The organism is Arthrobacter agilis, assembly GCF_002953615.1.
In the GTDB taxonomy this organism is placed as follows: domain Bacteria; phylum Actinomycetota; class Actinomycetes; order Actinomycetales; family Micrococcaceae; genus Arthrobacter_D; species Arthrobacter_D agilis_B.
Map to the genome: position 1 here is coordinate 2,923,807 of NZ_CP024915.1, position 7,524 is coordinate 2,931,330.

The 7,524-nt window shown below is 69.7% G+C and carries 5 protein-coding genes; 2 read left to right on the forward strand and 3 right to left on the reverse strand.

Translation table 11 applies throughout. The features are described 5' to 3' along the window. Positions 1-122: 122 nt before the first annotated feature. A complete protein-coding gene (locus tag CVO76_RS14270) occupies positions 123-1,055 on the forward strand; it encodes an SPFH domain-containing protein (RefSeq protein WP_133083113.1) in 933 nt (310 codons plus the stop codon). Positions 1,056-1,283: 228 nt separating this feature from the next. Beyond that, positions 1,284-1,631 carry an RNA polymerase-binding protein RbpA gene (locus tag CVO76_RS14275; protein ID WP_043445375.1) on the forward strand — a complete coding sequence of 116 codons (348 nt, stop codon included), beginning with the start codon at positions 1,284-1,286 and terminating at the stop codon, positions 1,629-1,631. A 54-nt stretch (positions 1,632-1,685) separates the two neighbouring features. Here CVO76_RS14275 and CVO76_RS14280 read toward each other — a convergent pair whose 3' ends face one another. The 3 genes from CVO76_RS14280 to CVO76_RS14290 form a co-directional block, all read right to left on the reverse strand. Beyond that, the gene (locus tag CVO76_RS14280; protein WP_208739816.1) at positions 1,686-2,411 is read right to left on the reverse strand and encodes a polyprenol monophosphomannose synthase; all 726 of its coding nucleotides are present in this window, start codon (positions 2,409-2,411) and stop codon (positions 1,686-1,688) included. A 428-nt stretch (positions 2,412-2,839) separates the two neighbouring features. Next, positions 2,840-4,480, reverse strand: a complete 1,641-nt coding sequence (locus CVO76_RS14285) for an amidohydrolase (protein WP_208739818.1) — start codon at positions 4,478-4,480, stop codon at positions 2,840-2,842. 44 nt (positions 4,481-4,524) lie between these two features. Continuing rightward, positions 4,525-7,344, reverse strand: a complete 2,820-nt coding sequence (locus tag CVO76_RS14290; protein ID WP_208739820.1) for a DEAD/DEAH box helicase — start codon at positions 7,342-7,344, stop codon at positions 4,525-4,527. Positions 7,345-7,524: the final 180 nt, after the last annotated feature.

A 7,524-nucleotide genomic window follows, 5' to 3' on the forward strand; every position in this document is an offset into this window, starting at 1 on the left:
CCGGTCGCCGACCGTCCCCTGCCTCCGGTCACCGAGGCATAGCGCGCTCCGCCCACGCCTTTTCCGCGTCCTGGCCGCACATCGGCCCCCGAGGGGCGCACCCACCACAACAAAGGGGATCCATGAACGGCACCGCCGGGACGATCGGACTCACTCTGGTCCTGATCGTCCTCATCATCTTCGTCCTGGTCGTACTCGTGAAGTCCGTCAGGATCATCCCGCAGGCGCGCGCAGGCGTCGTCGAACGGCTCGGCAAGTACCAGCGGACGCTGAACCCGGGACTGACCATCCTCATCCCGTTCGTCGACCGGCTGCTGCCGCTCCTCGACCTCCGCGAGCAGGTGGTGTCCTTCCCGCCGCAGCCCGTGATCACCGAGGACAACCTGGTGGTGTCCATCGACACGGTCGTCTACTTCCAGGTGACCGACCCGCGCGCGGCGACCTACGAGATCGCCAACTACATCCAGGCCGTGGAGCAGCTCACGACGACCACCCTGCGCAACGTGGTGGGTGGACTCAACCTCGAGGAGGCCCTGACCTCACGGGACCAGATCAACGGTCAGCTCCGCGGCGTGCTCGACGAGGCGACCGGCCGCTGGGGTATCCGCGTCGGACGCGTGGAACTCAAGGCGATCGATCCGCCCCACTCCATCCAGGACTCGATGGAGAAGCAGATGCGCGCCGAACGTGACCGTCGCGCCGCGATCCTGACCGCGGAGGGTACCAAGCAGTCCCAGATCCTCACGGCGGAGGGCCAGCGCCAGGCCGCCATCCTCGCCGCCGAGGGTGACGCGAAGGCCGCGATCCTGCGCGCCGACGGCGAGGCACAGGCGATCCACAAGGTGTTCGACGCCATCCACAAGGGCAACCCGACGCAGAAGCTGCTCGCCTACCAGTACCTGCAGACATTGCCCAAGCTCGCGGACGGCTCGGCGAACAAGCTCTGGATCATTCCGAGCGAGGTCGGCGAGGCATTGAAGGGCATCGGCAACGTCCTCGGCACCACCACCCCGGACTCCCCCTCCGACGGCCCCGAGGCGGTCACGCGCACCTGAGCCACGACCGATCCCACCCGGAGCTCACCGGTGCCCGGAGGCCGGCTGTATACTTAGGTGTTTACCCCTCCCCCGGCAGGAACATCTGCGCGGTACGGAGTGTTATACGGACAGCTTCCCTTTCGCCCGACGGCGATCGCGGGTACCGGAGCCCGGGTAGGACTTCGGTGAGAAACAGCGGTAACGGCCGACCGGTAGACGGGAGGCCACGGTGACTAGGAGAGAATCATGAGCGATCGCAGCCTGCGCGGCATGCGCCTCGGTGCGCAGTCCATGGAAACGGAATCCGGCGTCGAGCCTGCTCCCCGTCAGCGGGTCGAGTACCGCTGCGAGGACGGCGAGCGGGTCTTCGTGACCTTCTCCTCGGAAGCGGACATCCCGGCCACCTGGGTCTCGAAGACCGGCAAGGAAGCCCTCCTCGTCGACGGGGAGAAGCCGGACACCTCGAACGACAAGCCCGTCCGCACCCACTGGGACATGCTCCTCGAGCGCCGGTCGGTCGAGGAGCTCGAGCAGATCCTCCAGGACCGGCTCACGATCCTGCGTGAGCGTCGCGGAGAGCGCCGCTCGGCGTAACCCGAGACAGCAAGCAAAAAGGCACCCGCCGCGGCGGGTGCCTTTTTCTTGCTGTCAGGCACGCCCGGTCAGCGTGGCCCACCGGGCGGCGAGCCCCCAGCGGGTGACATTGGCGATGGCCTCGAACACGATGTTCCCGCTCATCTTGGATGCGCCGAGCTCGCGCTCCACGAAGGTGATGGGCACCTCGACGATGGTGAGGCCGGCGCACGCCACCCGGAAGGTCATGTCCACCTGGAAGCCGTAGCCCACGGACTCGACGGCGGCGAGATCGAGGCTCTCCAGCGTCGACCGGCGGAAGGCCCGGAAGCCGGCGGTGATGTCGCGGACGGGTAGTCCGAGCATCAGGCGGGAGTACGTGCTGCCGCCACGCGAGAGGAGCTTGCGGTGGGCCGGCCAGTTGACAACGCTGCCACCGGCGACCCAGCGGCTGCCGATCACGAGGTCGGCCCGATCCACGGCATCGAGGAGGTCCTGCAGCTGCTCGGGTTTGTGGGAACCATCCGCGTCCATCTCCACGAGGACGTCGTAGTCCCGGTCCAGGCCCCACCGGAAACCGGCGATGTAGGCCGCACCGAGGCCCTCCTTGCCCTTCCGGTGCAGCACGTGCACCTGGGCGTCGGCGGCAGCGGCACGATCCGCCAGGTCACCCGTGCCGTCGGGGCTGTTGTCGTCCACGATGAGGACGTCGGACGCGGGGACGGCTGCCCGGAGGCGGGCGAGGGTCAGCGGGAGCGATTCGATCTCGTTGTAGGTGGGGATGATCGTGACGACTCGCACGCAGGTGGGCCTTTCCATCGGGACGCGCATCGCGCAGGGACCGACTCCGTACCGGAGCCAGTCTGCAAGTATAGGCGACCGTCGCGGCACGCCCGGAAAAGGAGAGGCCCGGCTCCCGGGTGGACGGGTCGGCAGATCCACGCATCTTCGTACCGATGCCGTCACGCATGGCGACACCGTTTTCTACTGATGCGTGGACCTGCCCTTGGAAGTGCCGGCTCCGCCTGGAGGGGCAACACGCGCCATTGGAAAGGCCGATGCGTTGCGCTCGTAGAGGCCGGCCAGGTTTCCTCCCGTGGGAGTTCCTCCAACCCGTAGGGCAAAAGCTTACGTGCTGTGGAGGAGGTGTCAACAGCACTCTGACCTGCGACGACAGGCCTTTGCGCAGGTCAGACGACGGTCGTCGACGGGCCGCGGATTCGGTGGTCCTACGCCGCCGCGAACTCCTCGGCGGCGAACAGACGGCGCCCGTCGTGCACGGTCTCCAGGCACGACGGCGCGTTCTCCGTGTCCAGTGCCGGCAACAGCGGGGTGCCCGCCCGGGGGTCCGTGCTCCAGGACTGGACGCGGTTGTCCGGTGTCTGCACCATGAGCTCGTCCACCTTCCAGACGGCGAAGGACGCCGGGGTGCCGGGCGCGAGCTGTCCCATCATGGGGCTGCGGCCCGAGAGGCGCCAGCCGGCCCTGGTGTGCGCGATGAACGCGGCGCGGGCTGAGATGTTCTCCGCGGCGGTGCTGTGCTGCAGGCAGGCACGCACGGACGCCCATGGATCGAGGGGTGTCACCGGGCTGTCCGATCCCAGCGCCACGAGCACGCCCGCGGACAGGAGGGAGGCGAACCGGTTCATCCCGGTCCTGCGCTCCCCCAGCCGCTGGTCGTACAGTCCGCCCTCCCGGCCCCACAGCGCATCGAAGGCGGGTTGTCCGCTGACGGCGACGCCGTAGTGCACCAGCGCGGCGATCGCGGCATCGTCGGCGAGCTCCACGTGTTCCAGGCGGTGGCGTGAGCGGCGCACCGCCTCGACGCCGAGCTCGCGCGCGGTCGCCTCGAGGCCGCTCAGGACGACGTCGAGCCCGGCGTCGCCGATGACGTGGAATCCCGCCTGGACGGTCTCGGCGGTGGTCGCGAGCAGGTGGGCCGCGACGTCGTTCTCCGTCAGGTAGAGCGTGCCGCGGTTCGCCGGGTCGTCGCTGTACGGTTCGCGCAGGGCGGCCGACCGCGACCCGATGGAACCGTCGACGTTGAGGTCGCCCGCCAGCCCCGCGAGGCGACCGCCGAAGCCCTGCATCAGCTCGCGCACCTCGTCCCGCGACGAGGCGCGTTGTGCCCAGTACGGGATGACCTCCGGGAGCGCGAGTTCGCCCTGCGCACCGTCGATCGAGAGCAGCACCTCGAGGTCCTCCCGCGGTGCGATGTGCGGAGCGGCCATCTCGGTGACCGCGACGTACCCCCGGGCGGCAGCGTGGCGCAGGGCGGCCTGCTGGTAGGTGCGGCGCTGCTCCGGGGCGAGGTTGCGCGTCGCCTGGCGGGCGGCTTCGTGCGCCGCGCGGACGACGAACCCGTCGTCCCACCCGTCGACCGCGGCGAGGCCGAGTGCCGCGGCGAGGCTCCCCGAGACGACGGCCGAGTGGATGTCGGCCCTCACGAGGTAGACCAGGGCGCCGTGGCCCGCGCGGTCGAGCTCGGCGGCCGTCGGGACCCGCTTCTCCGGCCACTGGGATTCGTCCCAGCCGAAGCCGAGGATCGTGGACGCACCGGACCTCGCCGCAGCGGCGACCGCGCCGAGCAGGTCATCGAGGGAGCGGCAGGAGGCCAGATCGATCGAGCCGAGGGCGATGCCCGTCTCGGTGGTGTGCGTGTGGGCGTCGACGAACCCGGGCGTCACGAGTGCACCGTCGAGGTCCACGGTGCGCACGTCGGGGCCGGAGAGGTTCGCAGCGGCGTGCTCGGACCCGACCCAGGCCACCGTCGCCCCGTCGACGAGCATCGCGGTGGCGAAGGGATCAGCGGGGCTGTAGACGGACCCGTTGCGGTAGAGGACGGGCAGGGGGCGCTTCGAAGTCGGCATGGAGGTGCAGGAGGCTTTCTGTCGTCGGGTGTCCCGAAGGGGGACTACTCACTGATGTTCGAGTATGCCACCACGCCACGACGGACCAGCCTGATCGCCCGCACGCAGGTCTGCTGCAGGCCGCCCGGCAGGTCCGGCACCTTGGCCAGCTGGTCCAGGAGGTCGATGACCTGCTTGGACCACCGCACGAAGTCACCGGCCGCGAGTTCCGTGCCGCTCAGGGCCGCCTGGAGCGACCGGCCCTGTGCCCACTTGAACATCGGCCACACGAGTGAGAGTTCGGGTTCACCGGTCACGGGGAGCCGGTGCTGCTCCTCGACGTCGTTGAGCTGGGACCACTGGCGGATGATGGTCTCCACCGACCCCTCCAGGGACACGCTCGGCATCACGGGCCGGACGCCGCGCTCCTCGCGCTTGGCCTGGTAGACGAGGACCGTGGTGAGGGCTGCGAGTTCGGCGGCGTCGAGATCGGTGAAGGCGCCCTCCTCGACGCACAGCGCGATCAGCAGGTCCTTCTCGCCGTAGATCCGCCGGAGCTTCTGCCCGGAGGTGCTCACGAAGACGCCGTCGTCCGTGTACTCGAGGTAGCCGTAGTGTGCCAGGACCTCGGAGACGCGGTCGAACGTCTTGGCGATCGTGTTCGTGCGGCCCCGGATCTGCCCGCCCAGCTTGTCGGTCTCGCGGCGCAGCTTGAACCAGCGCTCGGCCCAGCGCGCGTGCTGTTCCCGTTCGCTGCAGCCGTGGCAGGGGTGGGCGCGGAGCCGCCGCCGCAGATCGGTGATGGCACGTTCCTCCGCGGCCGCCGATGCCGAGTAGCCGCTCGCGACCCGGTCGGCACCCCGCCGCGGCGGCCGCTTCTCCTGCAGTGCGTTGCGGAGAGAGGACGTCAGGTCGCGGCGGTCCTTCGGGCTGCGCGCGCTGAAGTGCTTGGGGATCCGGATGCGGGAGAGGACCTCCACGGGACCGTCGAGGTCCTGCACGCCGACGCGGCGGATCTGCGTCTCGAGCGTGAGGACGGTCGGCCGCGGCTCACGCGACGTGTCGCTGTCCAGGACCACGGCGTACCCCTGGCTCCGCCCTCCCGGCACGTCGATGACGTCACCGGGCCGGAGCGACTCCAGCGACGACTCCGCGGCCGAGCGCAGCGACCGCGACTTGTCCCGGGACGCGCGCGACTCGAGGTCGGACAGTTCGCGCCGGAGGTTCGCGTATTCACGGAAGTCGCCGAGATGGCACGTCATGGACTTCTCGTAGCCCTTGAGCGATTCCTCGCGGCTGCGCACCTGCTTGGCCAGGCCCACCACGGAGCGGTCCGCCTGGAACTGGGCGAAGGACGTCTCGAGGATCTCCCGGGACCGCTCCTGCCCGAACTGCGCCATGAGGTTGATGCTCATGTTGTACGTGGGCCGGAAGCTCGAGTTCAGGGGGTAGGTGCGACGCGAGGCGAGCCCGGCCACGGCACCGGGATCCGTGCCCGGTTGCCACAGCACGACGGCGTGGCCCTCGACGTCGATCCCGCGCCGGCCGGCCCGGCCGGTGAGCTGCGTGTACTCCCCCGCGGTGACGTTCACGTGGGCCTCGCCGTTGAACTTGTCGAGCTTCTCCAGCACGACGGTCCGTGCGGGCATGTTCACGCCGAGCGCGAGGGTCTCCGTCGCGAAGACCGCCTTCACGAGCCCGGCCGCGAAGAGCCGCTCGACGATCTCCTTGAAGGTGGGCAGCATTCCCGCGTGGTGCGCCGTGACGCCGCGGATGAGTCCCTCACGCCATGTCCAGAAGCCCAGGATCTCGAGGTCGTCGCGCGGGATGTCCATCGTGGCCTCGTCGATGGTCTCGCTGATCTCGTCGCGTTCGTCCTCGGTGGTGAGCCACAGCCCGGCGTGGAGGCACTGCGTGACGGCCGCTTCGCAGCCGGCCCTCGAGAAGATGAAGGTGATCGCCGGGAGCAGGTCGGCGCGGTCGAGGGCGCTGATGACCTGCGGGCGCGTCGCACGGCGGACGGCCGTCGTCCGCGGGGGGCCGCCCCGCCCGTTCCGCGGTCCTCCGCGGCGCCCGCCGCCCCAGTTGGCACGCTGGTTGAGGCGGATCTCGTTGCTGGCGAGTTCGAGCAGCTCCGGGTTCACGTCGTACTGGTCCCATGCGCCGGCGTCGGTGCCGGCCGGCGCCGCCTCGTCGAAGGCGATGTCACCGGCGAAGAGGTCGATCAGGCTCTGGCCGACCATGACGTGCTGCCAGAGGGGGACCGGCCGGTGTTCGGAGACGACGACGTCGGTGTCGCCGCGGACGGTGTCCAGCCACGCGCCGAACTCCTCCGCGTTGGAGACGGTGGCACTGAGCGACACCAGCTTCACCTCGGTGGGCAGGTGGATGATCACTTCCTCCCACACCGCTCCCCTGAACCGGTCCGCGAGGTAGTGGACCTCGTCCATCACCACGTACCCAAGGTTGTCGAGGGCGTCCGAGTTGGCGTAGAGCATGTTGCGCAGCACCTCGGTGGTCATCACGATCACGTCGGCGTCCGCATTGATGCTCGTGTCGCCGGTGAGCAGACCGACGCGGTCGTTGCCGTGCACGGCGGCGAGCTCGGAGTACTTCTGGTTGCTGAGCGCCTTGATCGGCGTGGTGTAGAACGCCTTCAGGCCGCGCTGCAGCGCCATGAACACCGCGAACTCGCCCACCACGGTCTTCCCGGCACCCGTGGGAGCGGCGACCAGCACACCCCGGCCGGCCTCGAGGGCGGTACACGCCTCCCGCTGGAACGGGTCGAGGTCGAAGTCGAGGGTCTGCTCGAAATGGGACAGCTGTGTCCGTGAGTGTTCCGTGCGGGCCTTGGCTGCTGCGTATCTCTCCGCGGGGGTGCTCATGAAATCCACCCTAGACGTTCGGCTGGGGGCGGGCACCCGGTGTACGCGGTGAGCGATCCCGCGCCGGTCGTGCTTGCGGGACCGACGCGGGCCGTGGGTCGGGTCAGAGCGCGTCGAGGGGGGTGGCGGTGTCGGCGGTGGCGTCCACGGCGGCTTCCCGGGCTGCGGTGCGGCGGGCCC

What these genes read in the sequence shown, in the direction of transcription:
- CVO76_RS14270 (WP_133083113.1), top strand. Translation starts at nt 123, where the DNA reads ATGAACGGCACCGCCGGGACGATCGGACTCACTCTGGTCCTGATCGTC.
- CVO76_RS14275 (WP_043445375.1), top strand. Translation starts at nt 1,284, where the DNA reads ATGAGCGATCGCAGCCTGCGCGGCATGCGCCTCGGTGCGCAGTCCATG.
- CVO76_RS14285 (WP_208739818.1), bottom strand. Translation starts at nt 4,480, where the DNA reads ATGCCGACTTCGAAGCGCCCCCTGCCCGTCCTCTACCGCAACGGGTCC.
- CVO76_RS14290 (WP_208739820.1), bottom strand. Translation starts at nt 7,344, where the DNA reads ATGAGCACCCCCGCGGAGAGATACGCAGCAGCCAAGGCCCGCACGGAA.